Source organism: Nocardia sp. NPDC059195 (assembly GCF_042754695.1).
GTDB lineage: Bacteria > Actinomycetota > Actinomycetes > Mycobacteriales > Mycobacteriaceae > Nocardia.
This window is the reverse complement of record NZ_JBHZBG010000030.1, coordinates 66,439-81,001: the sequence shown is the minus strand read 5'-3', so window position 1 is coordinate 81,001 and position 14,563 is coordinate 66,439. Positions and strand designations below refer to the sequence as shown.

The 14,563-nt window shown below is 65.8% G+C and carries 16 protein-coding genes; 9 read left to right on the top strand and 7 right to left on the bottom strand.

Going from position 1 to position 14,563, the window contains the following annotated elements; translation table 11 throughout:
* Window positions 1-169: 169 nt before the first annotated feature.
* Window positions 170-1,456: a thymidine phosphorylase gene (locus ACFXKN_RS28125; protein ID WP_378971232.1), complete on the bottom strand. Its 1,287-nt coding sequence runs from the start codon at window positions 1,454-1,456 to the stop codon at window positions 170-172.
* A 27-nt stretch (window positions 1,457-1,483) separates the two neighbouring features.
* Window positions 1,484-1,885 carry a cytidine deaminase gene (locus ACFXKN_RS28120; protein WP_378971238.1) on the bottom strand — a complete coding sequence of 134 codons (402 nt, stop codon included), beginning with the start codon at window positions 1,883-1,885 and terminating at the stop codon, window positions 1,484-1,486.
* Between the two features lie 290 nt (window positions 1,886-2,175).
* Here ACFXKN_RS28120 and sdhC point away from each other — a divergent pair, with 290 nt between their 5' ends.
* From sdhC to ACFXKN_RS28095, 5 genes are all read left to right on the top strand, one after another.
* The gene (sdhC, locus tag ACFXKN_RS28115; RefSeq protein ID WP_378971251.1) at window positions 2,176-2,580 is read left to right on the top strand and encodes a succinate dehydrogenase, cytochrome b556 subunit; all 405 of its coding nucleotides are present in this window, start codon (window positions 2,176-2,178) and stop codon (window positions 2,578-2,580) included.
* Window position 2,581: 1 nt separating this feature from the next.
* Window positions 2,582-3,016 carry a succinate dehydrogenase hydrophobic membrane anchor subunit gene (locus ACFXKN_RS28110; RefSeq protein ID WP_378971256.1) on the top strand — a complete coding sequence of 145 codons (435 nt, stop codon included), beginning with the start codon at window positions 2,582-2,584 and terminating at the stop codon, window positions 3,014-3,016.
* Window positions 3,017-3,050: 34 nt separating this feature from the next.
* Window positions 3,051-4,802 carry a succinate dehydrogenase flavoprotein subunit gene (gene sdhA, locus ACFXKN_RS28105; protein ID WP_378971801.1) on the top strand — a complete coding sequence of 584 codons (1,752 nt, stop codon included), beginning with the start codon at window positions 3,051-3,053 and terminating at the stop codon, window positions 4,800-4,802.
* On the top strand, window positions 4,802-5,572 hold the full coding sequence (locus ACFXKN_RS28100; RefSeq protein WP_378971266.1) for a succinate dehydrogenase iron-sulfur subunit: 771 nt from the start codon (window positions 4,802-4,804) through the stop codon (window positions 5,570-5,572). The genes sdhA and ACFXKN_RS28100 overlap by 1 nt, the downstream gene beginning before the upstream one ends.
* 142 nt (window positions 5,573-5,714) lie before the next feature.
* A complete protein-coding gene (locus ACFXKN_RS28095) occupies window positions 5,715-6,224 on the top strand; it encodes a hypothetical protein (protein WP_379434147.1) in 510 nt (169 codons plus the stop codon).
* A 105-nt stretch (window positions 6,225-6,329) separates the two neighbouring features.
* Here the strand turns inward: ACFXKN_RS28095 and ACFXKN_RS28090 are convergent, their stop codons facing one another.
* Window positions 6,330-7,220: a fructosamine kinase family protein gene (locus tag ACFXKN_RS28090; RefSeq protein ID WP_379434146.1), complete on the bottom strand. Its 891-nt coding sequence runs from the start codon at window positions 7,218-7,220 to the stop codon at window positions 6,330-6,332.
* Between the two features lie 191 nt (window positions 7,221-7,411).
* Between ACFXKN_RS28090 and ACFXKN_RS28085 the strand changes: the two genes are divergently transcribed.
* Window positions 7,412-8,641 carry a cytochrome P450 gene (locus ACFXKN_RS28085; RefSeq protein WP_379434145.1) on the top strand — a complete coding sequence of 410 codons (1,230 nt, stop codon included), beginning with the start codon at window positions 7,412-7,414 and terminating at the stop codon, window positions 8,639-8,641.
* A 29-nt stretch (window positions 8,642-8,670) separates the two neighbouring features.
* A complete protein-coding gene (locus ACFXKN_RS28080) occupies window positions 8,671-9,387 on the top strand; it encodes a TetR/AcrR family transcriptional regulator (RefSeq protein WP_378971322.1) in 717 nt (238 codons plus the stop codon).
* A 39-nt stretch (window positions 9,388-9,426) separates the two neighbouring features.
* Here the strand turns inward: ACFXKN_RS28080 and ACFXKN_RS28075 are convergent, their stop codons facing one another.
* Together ACFXKN_RS28075 and ACFXKN_RS28070 are read right to left on the bottom strand one after the other, a co-directional pair.
* Entirely contained in the window at window positions 9,427-10,098 is a 672-nt protein-coding gene (locus tag ACFXKN_RS28075; protein ID WP_379434144.1) for a RadC family protein, read from the bottom strand.
* A gap of 114 nt (window positions 10,099-10,212) precedes the next feature.
* Entirely contained in the window at window positions 10,213-10,449 is a 237-nt protein-coding gene (locus ACFXKN_RS28070) for a type II toxin-antitoxin system VapB family antitoxin (protein ID WP_379434143.1), read from the bottom strand.
* A 247-nt stretch (window positions 10,450-10,696) separates the two neighbouring features.
* Here ACFXKN_RS28070 and ACFXKN_RS28065 point away from each other — a divergent pair, with 247 nt between their 5' ends.
* Entirely contained in the window at window positions 10,697-11,593 is an 897-nt protein-coding gene (locus ACFXKN_RS28065) for a phenylalanine 4-monooxygenase (protein ID WP_379434142.1), read from the top strand.
* A 153-nt stretch (window positions 11,594-11,746) separates the two neighbouring features.
* Window positions 11,747-12,430, top strand: a complete 684-nt coding sequence (locus tag ACFXKN_RS28060) for an ester cyclase (RefSeq protein WP_378971349.1) — start codon at window positions 11,747-11,749, stop codon at window positions 12,428-12,430.
* Here the strand turns inward: ACFXKN_RS28060 and ACFXKN_RS28055 are convergent, their stop codons facing one another.
* Together ACFXKN_RS28055 and ACFXKN_RS28050 are read right to left on the bottom strand one after the other, a co-directional pair.
* The gene (locus tag ACFXKN_RS28055) at window positions 12,431-13,015 is read right to left on the bottom strand and encodes a TetR family transcriptional regulator (RefSeq protein WP_379434141.1); all 585 of its coding nucleotides are present in this window, start codon (window positions 13,013-13,015) and stop codon (window positions 12,431-12,433) included.
* Window positions 13,005-14,516, bottom strand: a complete 1,512-nt coding sequence (locus tag ACFXKN_RS28050) for a DHA2 family efflux MFS transporter permease subunit (RefSeq protein WP_379434140.1) — start codon at window positions 14,514-14,516, stop codon at window positions 13,005-13,007. The genes ACFXKN_RS28055 and ACFXKN_RS28050 overlap by 11 nt, the downstream gene beginning before the upstream one ends.
* Between the last annotated feature and the right edge of the window lie 47 nt (window positions 14,517-14,563).

Below are 14,563 nucleotides of genomic sequence, written 5' to 3'. Positions count from 1 at the left end.
CTAGTCTCGAGCGCTAACCGGCGGCCCCTCAGGGCCGCGGACACGCGCGCGCCAGCGCGCCAATAAACACAGCGTCAAACCTGCCTGGGACTACCGAACCCAGGTCATCCCTTGCCCTCCAGACCCACCAAACCCCAGGTCAACCCCTCAGGCCAACCCAAACCCCCACTCACCCAACTCGCCCGAGCACCAACCCCCCCGGCTTCCCTTCAGGTGCCAACTCAACGCTCACAGCACCATCAAGCGCCGCCAATGCCCCAGCAAAAGCGTCGGGCGTATCGGTATGCAACGTCAACAACGGCTGCCCCACCACCACCGAATCACCCGGCTTGGCATGCATTTCGATACCAGCCCCCGCCTGCACCTTCCCCCCCTGACGAGCACGCCCCGCCCCCAACCGCCAAGCAGCGACCCCCACCCCCATCGCATCGAGCCGAGTCAGCACCCCACTAGATTCCGCCCGCACGATCTCGCTATGCCGCGCGACCGGCAGCGGAGCATCCGGATCCCCACCCTGCGCCTGAATCATCGCGCGCCAGTGATCCATCGCCCGACCATCAGCGAGAACATCGGCGGGATCGATATGCAGCCCCGCCTGCGCGACCATCTCCCGCGCCAACGTCAGAGTCAGTTCGACCACATCCGCAGGACCCCCACCGGCGAGAACCTCCACCGACTCGGCGACTTCCATCGCATTACCCGCGGTCCGCCCGAGCGGGGTATCCATCGCCGTGAGCAGCGCGACGGTCTGCACACCCGCATCGCGCCCGAGTTCGACCATCGCGGTGGCGAGTTCGCGAGCACCGTCGAGGGTCTTGAGGAACGCTCCGGACCCGACCTTCACATCGAGTACCAGCGCCGCCGTTCCCTCCGCGATCTTCTTGCTCATGATCGAGCTGGCGATCAACGGGATCGACTCGACGGTGCCGGTCACATCGCGCAGCGCGTAGAGCCGCTTGTCGGCGGGGGCGAGATCGGCACCCGCGGCGCAGATCACCGCTCCGATCGCCGGGTCGGCCAGGATCTCGCGCATCCGGGGGACGGTCACGTCGGCCTGCCAGCCGGGGATCGACTCGAGTTTGTCCAGCGTCCCACCGGTATGCCCGAGCCCACGCCCCGACAACTGCGGCACGGCCGCTCCACACGCGGCCACCAGCGGAGCCAGCGGGAGGGTGATCTTGTCGCCGACCCCACCGGTCGAATGCTTGTCGACGGTCGGTCTCGGCAGGCCGGTGAAGTCCATCCGACTGCCCGACCCGATCATCGCCGCCGTCCACCGCGCCGTCTCGCGCCTGGTCATCCCCCGCCACACGATCGCCATGGCCAGCGCCGACATCTGCTCGTCCGCCACGATCCCCCGGGTGAACGCATCCACCACCCAGTCGATCTGAGCATCGGACAGCTCCCCGCCGTCGCGCTTGGTAGTAATGACCGAAACCGCATCCAGTGCCGTCATGGTGCCAAGTCTGGCACCGTGCTCCGACTACTGCTGTCCGGCGGCCAAATCATCCGGCCCGAAGGCATAGGGCAGGAGCTCCGACAGCGGCTTCGGGCCATCGGCGTGATCCACCAGCAGTTCGCCCCCGCCGTGTTCGAACAGCAGCTGCCGACACCGGCCACACGGCATCAGGATTTCGCCCCGGGAATCGGTCACCGATAGGGCGATGAGGCGCCCGCCACCGGACGCGAATAAGTTACCGACGAGTACACATTCGGCGCACAGGGTTAGCCCATATGAGACATTTTCCACATTGCATCCGCTCACAATTCGGCCATCCGCACTGAGAGCAGCGGCGCCGACCGGGAAACCCGAGTACGGGGCATACGCCGACCCCATAGCTCGAATTGCCATGTCATGCAACGTATTCCAGTCGATTTCGGACATCGGAAACCTCCAGCTGATCCCGCCGAACACCGGGAAACAGGGGCCGGAACACCAGTATCCGGCAATGGGAAAGGTAAACCTAACTCGCCTGTTTTCCGCACAACGCACGGCACGCCGAATTAGTTCCGCGAAACAGAGGGGATTAGAGTTCACCGAAGATCGGTTCAGGTTCCCGGCGGCGGGCCAGCGCTCGAGAATACAGCGCAGCCACCTGGGCATTTGCCTCTCCACGCATGCCGGCGTCGGATCTGTGACCGGGTCCATCAACGACGTTGGAGGCACCGCACTCTATGACCACGATAGAAGCTCCGGCTCCGGCCCAGCCGAAGCGGAAGACGCTGTACCGCGGCGACCCCGGCATGTGGTCCTGGGCGCTGCACCGGATCACCGGTGTCACGCTGTTCTTCTTCCTCTTCGTGCACGTGCTGGACACGGCACTGGTCCGGGTCAACCCGGACACCTACGACCACTCCATCGCGCTCTACAAGAACCCCGTCGTCGCGTTGATGGAGATGGGCCTTGTCGTCGCCGTCTTGTTCCACGCCCTCAACGGCGTCCGGGTCATTCTGGTCGACTTCTGGTCCCAGGGTCCGCGATTCCAGAAGCAGATGCTGTGGATTGTTCTCGCCATCTGGGTTCTGGTCTCCGCCGCCGGCGTCGGCCGCCAGTTCTTCTACCTGCTGACGGAGCACTGATATGTCTGCACCTGTCCTCGGCAAGTCCTACGATCGCCCGGCCAGCCTCGACTCCCCCCGCTCGCCGCGTGGCAAGTCGAACGGCAACTTCGAGAAGTACGCGTGGCTGTTCATGCGCATCTCGGGCCTGTTCCTGATCGTGCTGGTGCTCGGCCACATGTTCATCATGCTGATGATCGACGGTGGCGTGAACCGCCTGAACTTCGCGTTCGTGGCCGGTCGCTGGTCCAGCCCGTTCTGGCAGTTCTGGGACCTGTCCATGCTGTGGCTGGCTCAGCTGCACGGCGGCAACGGTCTGCGCGTCATCATCGACGACTACTCGCGCAAGGACTCCACCCGGTTCTGGCTCAAGGTCATCCTCGTGGTTTCGATGATCGTGATCGTGAGCGTCGGCACGTACGTCATCTTCACCTTCGACCCCAACATCACAGGTTAGGAACAGGCCACCTCGCATGAGTGAATCCCGTCCGATTCAGGAGCATCGCTACGACGTGGTCATCGTCGGCGCCGGTGGCGCGGGCATGCGCGCGGCGATCGAGGCCGGCCCGCGCGCTCGCACCGCGGTCCTGACCAAGCTGTACCCGACCCGCAGCCACACCGGCGCGGCCCAGGGTGGCATGTGCGCCGCGCTGGCCAACGTCGAAGAAGACAACTGGGAATGGCACACCTTCGACACCGTCAAGGGTGGTGACTACCTGGTCGACCAGGACGCCGCGGAGATCATGGCCAAAGAGGCCATCGACGCGGTCATGGACCTGGAGAAGATGGGCCTGCCGTTCAACCGCACGCCCGAGGGCAAGATCGACCAGCGCCGGTTCGGTGGCCACACCCGTGACCACGGCAAGGCGCCCGTGCGTCGCGCGTGTTATGCCGCCGACCGCACCGGTCACATGATCCTGCAGACGCTGTACCAGAACTGCGTCAAGCACGACGTCGAGTTCTACAACGAGTTCTACGTGCTCGACCTGGTGATGACCGAGTCCGATCGTGGCCCCGTCGCCACCGGCGTCGTCGCCTACGAGCTGTCGACCGGCGAGATCCACATCTTCCACGCGAAGTCGATCGTGTTCGCCACCGGCGGCTCGGGCCGGATGTACAAGACCACCTCGAACGCGCACACGCTGACCGGCGACGGCATGGCGATCGTGTTCCGCAAGGGCCTGCCGCTCGAGGACATGGAGTTCCACCAGTTCCACCCGACAGGCCTCGCGGGCCTCGGCATCCTCATCTCCGAGGCGGTCCGTGGTGAGGGTGGCATCCTGCGCAACGCCTCGGGTGAGCGCTTCATGGAGCGCTACGCCCCCACCATCAAGGACCTCGCGCCGCGTGACATCGTCGCCCGCTCGATGGTGCTCGAGGTGGCCGAAGGCCGTGGCGCAGGCCCGAACAAGGATTACGTCTACATCGACGTGACCCACCTCGGCGCCGACGTGCTCGAGGAGAAGCTGCCCGACATCACCGAGTTCGCGCGCACCTACCTCGGTGTGGACCCGGTGACCGAGCTGGTGCCGGTCATGCCGACTTGCCACTACGTCATGGGCGGTATCCCGACCAAGATCCGTGGCGAGGTGCTGCGCAACAACACCGATGTGGTCCCCGGCCTGTACGCCGCCGGTGAGTGCGCGTGCGTCTCGGTGCACGGCGCGAACCGTCTCGGCACCAACTCGCTGCTCGACATCAACGTGTTCGGCCGTCGCGCCGGCATCGCGGCCGCCGAGTACGCCAACCGCACCGAGTTCACCGAGATGCCGGAGAACCCGTCGCAGATGGTGATGGACTGGCTCGAGCTGATCCTGTCCGACCACGGCAACGAGCGCGTGGCCGACATCCGCACCGAGCTGCAGGCCACGATGGATGCCAACGCGGGCGTGTTCCGCACCGAGGAAACCCTCAAGAAGGTCCTCACCGACATCCACACGCTCAAGGAGCGCTACACCCGGATCACGGTGCAGGACAAGGGCAAGCGCTACAACAGCGACCTGCTCGAGGCCGTCGAGCTGGGCTTCCTGCTCGAGCTGGCCGAGGTCACCGTTGTCGGCGCGCTCAACCGCAAGGAATCGCGCGGCGGCCACGCCCGCGAGGACTACCCGGACCGCGACGACACGAACTTCATGCGGCACACGATGGCGTACAAGGAGGGCCCGGAGCTCATCTCCGAGATCCGCCTCGACTTCAAGCCGGTGGTGCAGACCCGCTACGAGCCGATGGAGCGTAAGTACTGATGACTGCTGTAGTCGAAATCGCCGAGCAGAAGCCGGCGCCGGTGCCCGAGGGCTCGGTCATGGTCACCGTCAAGATCGCCCGGTTCAGCACCGAGGACGACAAGGGCGCGCACTGGGATTCGTTCCAGGTGCCGGTCCTGCCGACCGACCGCTTCCTCAATGTGCTGATCTACATCAAGTCCTACCTGGACGGCACCCTCACCTTCCGGCGCTCCTGCGCCCACGGTGTGTGTGGTTCGGATGCCATGCGGATCAACGGTGTGAACCGGCTGGCCTGCAAGGTGCTGATGAAGGACATGCTGCCCAAGGGCGACAAGACCCTCACCATGACCGTCGAGCCGATCCGCGGCCTGCCCGTGGAGAAGGATCTCGTGGTCGACATGGAGCCGTTCTTCGACGCGTTCCGCGCCGTGAAGCCCTACCTGATGACCTCGGGTAACGAGCCGACCCGCGAGCAGATCCAGAGCCAGGCCGACCGCGCCCGCTTCGACGACACCACCAAGTGCATCCTGTGCGCCTGCTGCACCACGTCGTGCCCCGTCTACTGGACCGACGGCAGCTACTTCGGCCCCGCCGCGATCGTGAACGCCCACCGCTTCATCTTCGACAGCCGTGACGAAGGCGCCCGCGAGCGCCTCGACATCCTCAACGACGTCGAAGGTGTCTGGCGCTGCCGCACCACCTTCAACTGCACCGACGCATGCCCCCGCGGCATCGAGGTCACCAAAGCGATCCAGGAAGTCAAGCGAGCCCTGCTCTTCACCCGCTGATCTTTCCCGCTCGGCACAGGCCGTCTACACCGAAAGGTGTGGGCGGCCTTTGTCGTTCGTCGGCACTTGCGGGGAATGACAGAAGAGTGGATAGTGTTACTATCCATAGTAGATAGTGGCAGTATCCATTCTGGGAGGACCAATGATCACCCTTCTCGCCCTCGTCGGCTCGCTCGTCGTCTTCCGCACGCTCGGAGCACTCGGCGTGACCCGGTTCGCCTCGTGGCCCGCCAGTGCCGCCCACGCGCTGGCTGTCATGTTGGTGATGACGGGAACGGCGCATTTCATGCCCGCGAGCGTCACCGTGATGCCCAATTACGCCGACATGGTCGCCATGGTCCCGCCCTTCGTCCCGTTCCCCGGCTTCATGGTCCTTGCCAGCGGCGTCCTGGAACTGCTCGCCGCGATCGGCCTGATCCTCACCCGCACCCGCCGGGTGGCCGGCTGGGCCCTCGTCCCCCTGTTCCTGCTGCTCCTGCCCGCCAACATCTACGCCGCCCTCAACGACATCCCCTTCGCGGGAGCGCCCGCGTCGCCGCTGTGGCAGCGGATCCCGGAGCAGGTGCTGTACATCGGGTTCGCCGTGTGGGCAACCCTTTCGGCTCCCCACACCCTGCCCGCCGTGCGGCGACAGGAACCGGCGACAATCTGAAAGCCGAAGGCCATCACCACCGAATGATGCTGGTGGCCTTTGTCATTCACCAGCGCGCGCGGCTAACTAGTTTCGCTACAACAGGTCCCGTCGCCATCGTGATTACTAGCGGCAGTGTGCTGCCGCGTCCAGGACTGCGGTTCGGTAGGGGCGACCGAAGAGAACGGCGTGGGCCAGCAAGAGGTGAAGTTGATGGAGGGGGATTCGGGTGCGCCAGCCAGGGTCGAGGGGATGGATTTCGTTATAGGCGGCGATGATTCGCGCCGAGAAGGGTGCGCCACCGAAGAGGAAGAGCGTGGCCAGGTCGGTTTCGCGGTGGCCTCCATGGGCGGCAGGGTCGATCAGCCATGGGATGTCGACTGGGCCCCAGAGGATATTGCCGGGCCAGAGGTCGCCGTGGATTCGGGCTGGAGGTTCAGTGGGGGCTTCGATGTGGATTGATTCGATGTAGGTGGCGTCGGCGGGGTCGAGGGCGCCCGCGTCGACGGCGAGTTTCAGGTACGGCAGGATTCGGTGTTCGCGGTACCAGGTCGGCCAGTCGTCGCCGGGAGTGTTGTCCAGGGGCAGTCCTGCGAGGAAACCTTCGGTGGCAGCGCCGAATTCGGGGGCGCCCGCACCGTGAGTGACGGCCAATCCGGCACCGAACCGTTCGGCGGCAACGGCGGTCGGTTCGGCGTGGTCGACCCACTGCATCAACAACAGTTCGCCGGTCTGGGCGTACAACTCCGGCACCGCGACCCCACCGGCCGCCCGCAACCACCGAAGCCCGTTCGCTTCGGCGTCGAACAGCCCTGGCGGAGCGGGCGCGGGCTCGGCGGTCGGGACGGCGGATACCCCGCCCGGCCAGGTCTTCAGGAACAGATGGGTTCCGTCATCGAGCGCGATCCGCTCGGCGACACTGATCGACCCACCCGCCACAGGCGTCGTCCGCAGCCGCTGATGGGCGAGAAACGTCGGCAGCAGGTGCGGGTTCGCACGCAGAAACGGCAAGTCCACGCCGCCATCTTGCCCATGCGTGGCCGGTGACGGTCGGCGAATCGGGAGATCTCAGGCAGCACACGAGTCCGACCCTTTTATAAACGGGTATTACTAAACACTGTTCACAAACGCGCTCGGCATGGTTTCATCATTGTGAACGTGTTCCACGTCACCAACGACGTCGACGTACCGGACCGAAGGAGAAAGCTGTGACCAGCCCGAACATTCCCGCGGGGTTCGATTTCACCGATCCCGACCTGCTCGCCAGCCGCTTGCCGATCGAAGAGTTCGCCGAGTTGCGGCGGACCGCGCCGGTCTGGTGGTGCACGCAGCCCGACCGCGCCAGCGGGTTCGACGACGGCGGGTACTGGGTGGTGTCCAAGCTGGCCGACATCAAGGAGATCTCGAAGAATCCGGAGGACTTCTCCTCCCACGACAACACGGCGATCATCCGGTTCAACGAGGAAACCACGCGCGAGCAGATCGACATGCTCGGCAACATGCTGATGCTGAACCTGGATCCGCCGCAGCACACCAAGATCCGGCGGATCGTGTCGAAGGGCTTCACCCCGCGCGCGGTGGAGAACCTGCGCGCCGCGCTCACCGAGCGAGCCGAGCGGATCGTGTGGGAAGCCAAGAAGTCCGGTCGCGGCGACTTCGTCGAGCAGGTGGCCGTCGAGTTGCCGCTGCAGGCGATCGCCGAACTGCTCGGCGTCCCCCAGGCGGACCGCCGCAAGATCTTCGACTGGACCAATCAGATGATCTCCTACGACGATCCGGAATTCGAGGGCAACCACCACACCGCGACCGCCGAGGTGATGGGCTACGCCTGGAACATGGCCGAACAGCGCCGCGGCTGCCCGGCGGCCGACATCGTCACCCAGCTGGTGAACGCCGACGTCGACGGCGAGCACCTCGGCTCGGACGAATTCGCGTTCTTCGTCATCCTGCTCGCGGTCGCGGGCAACGAGACCACCCGCAATTCGATCACCCACGGCATGAAGGCCTTCGTGGACAACCCGGAACAGTGGGAGCTCTACAAACAGCAGCGCCCGCGCACCGCACCCGACGAGATCGTGCGCTGGGCAACGCCGGTGACCGCCTTCCAGCGCACCGCGACGCGCGACCTGGAACTCGGCGGGCAGCAGATCAAGAAGGGCCAGCGGATCGGATTGTTCTACAGCTCGGCCAATTTCGATGAAACGGCGTTCGCCGATCCGTTCCAGTTCGACATCATGCGCGACCCCAACCCGCATGTCGGCTTCGGCGGCACCGGCACGCACTACTGCGTCGGCGCGAATCTGGCCCGCCTGGAGATCGACCTGATGTTCAATGCCATTGCCGACGCGATGCCGAACCTGCGCCAGGTCGCCGACCCGGTGCGGCTGCGCAGCGGCTGGCTCAACGGCATCAAGCGCTGGGAGGTCGAATACGCTTGAACCGACACGTGATCGAGGGGGGTGGCCGGGTGACGGGCAAGGCGCGTGGCCGTGCGCCGGTGGTGACCGACGCCGATATCCGGCGGGTCACGCGGGCACTGCTGGCCGAGCAGGGCACGGACGCGGTCACCCTGCGCGCGATCGCGCGCGAACTCGGCGTCACCGCGCCCGCGCTGTACCGGCACTATTCGTCGCGCGATGAGTTGATCGAGCGGATGCGGGTGGAATTCTGCGCCGATCTGGCCGAGTTCCTCTCGACCGAGATCGAGCCGCTGCCCGACGACGGCGCGGTGCAGTTCCTGGCCATCTGCCGGGGTTTCCGGCACTGGGCGCTGGCGAACCCCAGGGAATTCACCCTGGTGTTCGCCTCGCCCACCTCGGCACGGTCGATGATGCGCCGCTTCGACGAACCCTTCGGCCGGATCTTCCTCGCCGCCGCGGGCAGGCTGCTGGCGAACTTCGAGATCGCCACCCCACCGGGCGAGTCCATCCCGGCAGCGCTGCGCGATGACCTCATCGGTTTCCAGACCGACCTGCTCGCCATGCTCTCGGAGTCGGGCCAGAAGTTCCCCGCCGAGAAACTGGACCTGGGTGTCACGTACCTGATGGTGCAGATCTGGGCCCGCTTGTTCGGCCATGTCACCCTCGAGGTGTTCGGCAACTATCCGATCCCCCTGGCGGACCCGGAGATCATGTTCGATGCCATGCTCTCGGACCTGGCTCGCACCACCGGTTTCGCCGACTGAGATCGCGATCAGCTGGGTTGGCACCAGCCTGATCGCGACTCAAGCGAAAACGGGGGCGGTGGACCAGGTTTCGCCCGCTATGACGATGTGGTCGAGGTAGCGCAGGCCTACTGTGCGGGCGGCTTGGTGGAGCAGGGTGCTGGCGCGGCGGTCGTCGGGGCTGGGGGTCGGGTCGCCGGAGGGGTGGTTGTGGACGACGGCGAAAGCTCGGCCGTCGTGGCGGAGAACGGTGTTGAGGATTTCCCGGACGGGGACGGCTACGTGGTCGATGGCGCCTTCGGCGACGAAGGCGCGGTGGCGTAAGCGGTTTTGGGCGTCGCAGATGAGGACGAGGAGGCGCTCCACGCGGGCGCCGGCGAACAGCGGAATCGCCACGGCCGCGATGTCTTCGGGAGTGCTGAGCTGGGGTAGCGAGTCGGTGGGGGTGCGGGAACGGGTGCCGAGGTGGAAGGCGGCGACAACAGTGGCGGCCTTGGCTGGGCCGATCCCGACGCGGGCGGCCAGTTCTTCGGGGCGAGCTGAGGCGAGTTCGGCCAAACCGCCGTAGTCGCCGATCAATTGGGCCGCGACTTCGAGTGCGGACCGGCCGCGAGTGCCCTGGCCGAGCAGCAGTGCCAGTAGTTCGCCGTCGCTGAGCGCGTGTGGGCCGAGCATGAGCAATCGCTCGCGCGGACGTTGAGCGAGCGGCAAACTCGCGATCGGAACCGACATCGTTTCCCCCTGCGGATCGGTGACTGACTCCGATAATCGCAGGGGGTACCGACAGACTCGGGCTACCCCTCGGCCACCACCTCGGTGACGCAACCCGAACCTGGACCTACCCCACTAGGTGGGCTCGGGGCTGAATACCGAATCTGGATCAAGGGCACTGCCCCGGTCGGTAGGCGGATCTGGGCTGAATACCGAATCTGCCATCAGCCGTTCCAAATTGCGTAACTGACGTTCGTGCACCACGATGCGGCGCAGCGCCTCGTTGACGGTGGCATTGCTGTCGGCGGTGCCCATGATGTCGGCGGCAGCGGCCAGCAGGCGCTGATCGAGATCTATTCGCAAGGTGCGCACACAACCTCCTCTTCTTACGAACGCAATCTTGCGTGATCCCCGCTCGGCTCGTCCGCTAATTCACCGCGTCGTTACCGAAACCACGCGTTCGCAAGTCCGCACAGCGGCGGGCGGTACCGGTCAGCAAGCACACAGAAAACACAGTTCACCGCCGGAATCCGACGGTGACCAACCCTGCAACTGTGCAGTTTGCGCAGTTGTCAGCGTGGTTGTTGTCGCGGCGGGAATGCGGTGCTTGCCTGGAGTCATGTTCACCGAGGCCCAGCTCTACTCACCGGTGACGCGCGAGCGTGACGGCGACGTGACAGTACATCTGAGCGATGACCACCCCGGCGTGCACGACGAGCACTACCGCGCGCGCCGTAACGCCATCGCCGCACTCGCACTCGACTACTCCCCCGGCGCCCCCGCACCACACATCGACTACACCGACGACGAGCAGCAGGTATGGCGGATCGCCTCGACGGAGCTGGCCCGCAAACACGAGGTCTACGCCTGCCGTGAGGTCAGGGAGGCAGCGCGAAACCTCGCCCTTCCGCACGATCACATCCCGCAACTCGACGAGGTATCGCGGCTGCTCACACCCCTCACCGGTTTCCGGTACGTGCCCGCCGCCGGCCTGGTTCCGCTGCGTGAGTTCTTCGGTTCCTTCGCCGAGCGCACCTTCCACTCCACCCAGTACATCCGCCATCACTCCGCCCCGCTCTACACCCCGGAACCCGATGCGATCCACGAGATCATCGGCCACGCCAACCAGATCGCCAGCCCACGTTTCGCGGCACTGTACGAGACGGTCGGCGCCGCGGTGGCCCGGCTGGAGACCGACAGCGCGCTGAAATTCCTCGCCGATGTCTTCTGGTTCTCGCTGGAGTTCGGCGTGGTCCGCGAGAACGCTGAAATCCGTTGCTACGGCGCTGGATTGCTGTCGTCCTATGGCGAGATCGACGAATTCCGGCACGTGCGGCTGCGTCCGCTCGACGTCGCGGAGATGGGCACCATCGCCTACGACATCACGCACTACCAGCCGGTGCTGTTCTGTGCGGAGTCGGTGGATCAGATCGTCGGCGTGCTCGGCGAATTCTTCGCGACCATGGATGACGAGACGCCGGCCAGGCTCGGCCACCCCGCCCAGCCGGTGCCATAGCTATCTCCGAAAACCTTGTTACAGAACACAGTTCGGCGTTTCGCGTTTCTCACTTGTTGAGACCCGACACGCACAACCGATGCGCGACTGTTACTTTCGACCCGTTCTTCAAGCTTTGTGAAAGGGTCGGGTAGACCGAAAATGACTGTGGACGTGACAGATACGCAGGCCGAGCAGAACCCGGAGCCGGAGGCGCCCTTGTGGCTGCAGGGCCGGGAAGCCGTGATCGCCGCCGCGGCGCCGGAGGAATGGCGCGGCAACGTTCCCGACTATGAACTGAGCCACGAGGTGATCCCGCGCGAGCGCAGCGTCGAGCACGCGCCCGGCTCACTCGAGGCGATCGTCGAGGACCTGGTGAAGGTCTTCGAAATGGAGGTCTCGCACAAGGCCGACCCCGCGACGTGGCTGTCGGTGGTGGCCGATCAGTACCGCGGCCGGGTCAACGGTGGGACATGGCAGGACGCCGAGGAGTTCGCTCGCATCGGCAGCTACAACATTCTGATCGGCGACAACCCGTACTACGACGCCGAGAACGAGACCTTCGATTCCTCGCACCACATCTTCCACACCGCCTTCCCCGGCGGCTTCTTCTGGGAGGTACTGGAAGTGCTGTCGGGTCCGCCGACCGTGAGCGTGCGGTGGCGGCACTGGGGCAAGTTCGAGGGCGAGTACAAGGGCCACCAGCCCACCGGTGAGCAGATCGAGATGTTCGGTGTGACCATCGCGCGGGTGAGCGAGGATCTGCGCATCCTCGAGCTGGAGCACTTCTACGACAACAACAAGCTGCTCGGCCCGCTCGCGCACGGCTGCCCGGTGCAGCACGGCAAGTCGCAGTAATCAGGCCTGATCGTCGAACGGCAGGCCTGCCTGCAGGAATGCCAGGGCGTCACCGACATTGGTGACATTCATCGGGGTGGCGGGCGCGATGGCGAGCATGGAGCCGACCATCGCGCCCGCGGCCACCCGCACATCGAAATCCTCGGCGGACCGGCCGGTGTAGTCGGCCAGCATCTGAGCGGCCAGTTCGATGCTGCGCAGGAATTCCAAACCGATCGCCGAGCGTAGTTCCGGCACGTGGAACAGCAGCGCTTGCCGTTCCTGCTCGAAGGCGAGATCAGCGGGCGACATCCGCGCGAACACCGCCACGTTCGCGGTGCGGATGGCGGCGAGCGGATTCAGGCCGCGCGGGAGCGAAGCCAGCTCCTCGATCATCACCGCGTCCTGGTCGTCGGCGATGACCAGCTGTTCCTTGGTCGGGAAGTAGCGGAAGAAGGTGCTCGGGGACACCTCCGCCGCCGCCGCGATCTGCTCCACCGTCGTCTCGGTATAGCCCTGTTCCCGGAACAACCGAAACGCCTCGACCCTGATGGTTCGGCGGGTCCGCTCCTTCTTCCGCTCGCGCAGCGACATCTCAACCGACATGTATCGATTCTGCCGCATCCGTGCCGGTAACCGGCGCCGTCGGTGGCCGCAGCCACAGCGCGGTCACGAGTCCGGCGACCAGACACAGCGCCGCGCACAGCCCGAGCATGGTGTTCATGCCCGCGACGAAGGCCTGCTGCACCTGTGCCAGCATCGCCGGATCACCGGTCTCGCGGGCGAGGGCGACGCCCGCGTTGACACCGTCGGAGACCGGCGCACGGTCGAGCGCGCCGAGGTCGGCCCGGTACCGGGTGGACAGCACGGTGCCGAGCACTGCGACGCCGATGGTGCCGCCCGCCTGCCGAAGTGCTTGCAGCAGAGCCGAACCCGAGCCCGAACGTTGCGCAGTCAGCTCACCCATCGCCAGGCCGACCGCGGCGGGCATCACCATGCCCATCCCGGCGCCGAGCACCGTCGTCCACAGCGCGGTCAGCCCGTAACCGCTCTCGACCGTGGTGAACGCGCCGAGCCCGAGGCCACCTCCGAGCACGAGCAGTCCGGCGGTGATCACCACCCGCACGCCGAGCCGGGGCAGCAGCACGTCGACCAGTCTGCTGCCGATGACGAGTCCACCGATCAACGGCAGCAGTCGCAGCCCGCTGCCGAGTGCGTCGACGCCGAGCACGGCCTGGAAGTACTGCGGGACGGTGAAGAACATGCCGAACATGGCGAAGCTGACCAGGATCGAGATCGCGGTGCCCCACCGGAAGCCCGGCGTGGCGAACAAGCCGAGGTCGATCAACGGATGCGTGGTGCGGCGTTGCCACCACCCGAACACGGCGAGCGTCGCCACCCCTGCCCCGACGGCGAGCCAGCCGACCGGGTTGTCCCAGCCGTGTTCACCGAGCCGGATGAAGCCGTAGGTCAGCCCGAGCATGCCTGCCGCCGAGAGCAGTGCGCCGAGGAGATCGACGCGAAAGATGGTGTCACTGCGCGATTCCGGCACCAGGGTGGCCACGGCCAGCGCGCCGATGACGACCAGCGGCACATTGATCAGGAACACCGAACCCCACCAGAAGTGCTGCAGCAGCCAGCCGCCGAGGATGGGGCCGAGTGGCAGACCGATGGCGGTCGAGGTGACCCAGATCGTCAGCGCGCGTTGCCGCTCGACGGGGTCGGTGAACAGCACCGGTAGTACCGACATCGACAGCGGCACCAGCGCGGCGGCGGCGATGCCGAGCACCACCCGCGCCACGATCAACTGGCCGGCGGATGCGGCGAACGCGCAGGCCACCGAGGCCGCGCCGAACAGCAGGAGCGCGGCGAGCAAGATCTTCTTGCGCCCGTACCGGTCGCCCAGAACGCCCGCGGGCAGCATCAGCGCGGCCAAGGCCAGCGTGTAGGCGCTGCTGAACCATTGCAGCGCAGCGGTATTCGCATTCAGGTCGACCGCGAGCGTCGGGATGGCGACGGTGAGCACGGTGACGTCGAGTCCGATGGTGAGCATCGCCACGGCGAGCGCGCCGAGCGCGAGCCAGCGGCGAGTGTCTTCCGTCCGCATATCTCCTCCAAAAGAAAGTATCTACCTTTTGATAGTAACTATCATTT

Excerpts from the sequence above, each read along its gene's own strand:
- ACFXKN_RS28125 (WP_378971232.1), bottom strand. The coding sequence starts at position 1,456 with ATGACGGCACTGGATGCGGTTTCGGTCATTACTACCAAGCGCGACGGC.
- ACFXKN_RS28120 (WP_378971238.1), bottom strand. The coding sequence starts at position 1,885 with ATGTCCGAAATCGACTGGAATACGTTGCATGACATGGCAATTCGAGCT.
- sdhC (WP_378971251.1), top strand. The coding sequence starts at position 2,176 with ATGACCACGATAGAAGCTCCGGCTCCGGCCCAGCCGAAGCGGAAGACG.
- ACFXKN_RS28110 (WP_378971256.1), top strand. The coding sequence starts at position 2,582 with ATGTCTGCACCTGTCCTCGGCAAGTCCTACGATCGCCCGGCCAGCCTC.
- ACFXKN_RS28100 (WP_378971266.1), top strand. The coding sequence starts at position 4,802 with ATGACTGCTGTAGTCGAAATCGCCGAGCAGAAGCCGGCGCCGGTGCCC.
- ACFXKN_RS28095 (WP_379434147.1), top strand. The coding sequence starts at position 5,715 with ATGATCACCCTTCTCGCCCTCGTCGGCTCGCTCGTCGTCTTCCGCACG.
- ACFXKN_RS28075 (WP_379434144.1), bottom strand. The coding sequence starts at position 10,098 with ATGTCGGTTCCGATCGCGAGTTTGCCGCTCGCTCAACGTCCGCGCGAG.
- ACFXKN_RS28065 (WP_379434142.1), top strand. The coding sequence starts at position 10,697 with ATGTTCACCGAGGCCCAGCTCTACTCACCGGTGACGCGCGAGCGTGAC.
- ACFXKN_RS28055 (WP_379434141.1), bottom strand. The coding sequence starts at position 13,015 with ATGTCGGTTGAGATGTCGCTGCGCGAGCGGAAGAAGGAGCGGACCCGC.
- ACFXKN_RS28050 (WP_379434140.1), bottom strand. The coding sequence starts at position 14,516 with ATGCGGACGGAAGACACTCGCCGCTGGCTCGCGCTCGGCGCGCTCGCC.